Source organism: Borrelia crocidurae (genome assembly GCF_000825665.2).
Classification (GTDB): domain Bacteria; phylum Spirochaetota; class Spirochaetia; order Borreliales; family Borreliaceae; genus Borrelia; species Borrelia duttonii.
In genome coordinates, this window is the sequence record NZ_LN609267.1 from 650,405 (window position 1) to 653,054 (window position 2,650).

At 27.4% G+C, this 2,650-nt stretch carries 2 protein-coding genes; one reads left to right on the forward strand and one right to left on the reverse strand.

All coding sequences use genetic code 11. The features are described 5' to 3' along the window. Positions 1 to 63: 63 nt before the first annotated feature. Positions 64 to 1,023, forward strand: a complete 960-nt coding sequence (locus BN1173_RS03165) for a DHH family phosphoesterase (RefSeq protein WP_040236559.1) — start codon at positions 64 to 66, stop codon at positions 1,021 to 1,023. On the opposite strand, the gene BN1173_RS03170 is transcribed toward BN1173_RS03165, so the two are convergent. Then, positions 1,013 to 2,557 (reverse strand): glycoside hydrolase family 3 N-terminal domain-containing protein, encoded by a 1,545-nt coding sequence (locus tag BN1173_RS03170; protein ID WP_246040045.1) that lies wholly within the window; start codon positions 2,555 to 2,557, stop codon positions 1,013 to 1,015. The genes BN1173_RS03165 and BN1173_RS03170 overlap by 11 nt on opposite strands. Positions 2,558 to 2,650: the final 93 nt, after the last annotated feature.

Here is a 2,650-nt window from a genome sequence, read left to right on the forward strand (position 1 = left end):
GTAAAATGTTTAATTATGAGATGTAATTATTGATTTATGTGAAAGGTTTGTTAATGTTTTTTTATGATTGATGTTATTGAATTTATTAAAAAGTATGACAATTTTGTCATTGTTGGGCATAAGGATCCCGATTTTGATTGTATAGGTTCATCTTTGGCGTTGGCTTCTTTTTTGCGCAGAATAGGCAAAGGAATTATTCTGTTAAATGAAGGTCCATTTGTGAGAAAGGAAATAATTCCTTTTAAAGAGAAGTTTTTGTCTAAATGGCCAAATATTAATTTGTTAGATTATGCTGTTATTATTTTGGATTGCTCTATATTTGATCGCATTGGAGATGAATTTGTTTTTTATGTAAAAGATATGCCTATTCTTGTTATTGATCATCATTCTTCAGGAGACAAATTGGATACCCTTGGATATATTGATCCTGGTGCACCTTCAACAACTTTTTTGATTGAAAAATTAATTAGAGCATTTGGATATGAAGTTACTAAGGAAGAGGCATGGTATATTTTAGTGGGGTTTTGTACAGATACAGGATTTTTTAGATTTATTTCAAGAGATGATCCTGCACCCTTTGAAATGGTATCTAGACTTGTATCTAAAGGCTTGATTCTTAAAGATATTTATAATTATATTGAATCTGTTAAAAGTTTAGCCTCAATAGGTGTGCTTAGTATGATGCTAAATAATCTTAAAACATATTTTGATGGTAAGGTATTGTTAACGGTTTTACCCTTTAATGCTAAGAGAGACAATAATATTAGTGGAGTTAATGAACTATTTTATTCACTTCTTGCTAATGTAGAAAATAATGAAATACTAATTATCTTGAAAGAAACAGAAGATGGTTCTATTTTAGCAGGACTTCGTTCTAAGGAATATTTTGACGTGGGAGAACTTGCAAAATATTTTGGAGGAGGGGGACATAAACATGCTAGTGGATTTAAGATTAAAAATACTGCTTTAAACCTTTTAGAAAATCAAATCATTGCATATATTAAAGATGCTATTAATTCTTGAGATTCATTAAAGGTATTTGTCCTTTTGGATTAAAATCTTCTGTTAAAGTTAAAAATCCAGATTTAAATGATAGTGTTGTAGTTCCATATACTACTACTATGTTTTCTATCCAGTTAAGTTGTTTAATGTGTTGGGGGGTAAGAGATACAATGATGCTTATTTTATTTTTATATTCTTTTAAATTTTTTATGTACTCTAAACTAGCAGGTGTTGATACATTAAAAATAACTTGTTCATATTTTGCAATTAAATTTTTTATTTCTTTTAATTGTGTGGGATTTATGCTATTTAGTGGATAATAATTATAATAATAGCCATAACTATTTTGAAATATTTTTTTACCTTCTTTAATCATTGTATTATAAGGTGATATTAATAGCGTTTTTTTGTGCTTTGATATCTTTTTTGATAGTTTTATTTTTGTTATGCTCCTTAATGTATTTTGTTCAAAAAAAAATTCAGCTTCTTTAGTAGGTATTTCTTTGGCATTGTCATATTTGGGGAAAAGTTCTTCTTTGTTTCTTTTTTCTTTTAGATATTCTAATTTTATTCTAAGTATTCTTTTGTTAGATTTAATAATGTTTTCTTTTATTGTATTGTCTTTTTGCATGAGGTTTAATAGTTGATTGTAAGCATTATTTTGTATATCTTCATTTAATGATATTAATAAAATATCAGTTTCTGTTCTAATAATTCGTTCAATTGTGTCATAAATGCTTTCATTTTGATATCTTACTGCATTCATTAGCAGGTCGTCTGTTATTATTAAATTGTCGTATTGTAAGTCTTGCCTAAGAATTTCCTTGATAATTTTAGTTGATGAGGATGCAGGTATTTCTTTTCCGTTTGTAAGCATTGGATATGCTAAGTGTCCACTCATAATCATTGGAATGTTTTCTTGTATTAGTATTTTATATGGCAGCAACTCATTTGTTTTAATTTCTTTTAAATCTGAATTGATTATTGGCATTTTTATATGAGAATCAATAACAGTATTGCCATGTCCGGGAAAATGTTTTGCTGTTGAGATAATGCCTGCTTGTTTTTGTCCTTTATAGAAAGCCAATGCAAATAGAGATACGATTTGTGGATTATTTGAATATGTTCTTGGACCTATTATGAAATTTTCTTCATTGCTGTAAATATCTGTTATTGGGGCAAAATTTATGTTAATTCCAAGTTGTTTTAATTCATTTGCTATATGATATCCAGTAAAGTAGGCATCATTTGGTGATAGAGTTGCTGTGATTCCAAGATTTCCTATTGTTTTTGATGTTTTAAGTTTTATATGTTGTGTCCATCCACCTTCTTGATCTGTTGCTATAAATAAGGGAATTTTAAATCTATTCTTTTGAGAAATTGTTTGTGCTTTATTGATACTTTCTATTAATTTGTATAAATTTTTTGCATTCCATCCAAAAATTTTGATTCCACCTAAATTTTTTTCTTTGATGAAGTTTAGGGTGAAGTTTGTTATATTTTCTTTTGGATAACTTATCATAAATATTTGTCCCAATAATTCTTTGTCATTCATCTGACTTTACAGTTTTGTAATTTACTAAATTTTCTTTATTTTCTAGCAATTCCAATAATTCATAATAAGAACGATTATTATTGAATGCACTAT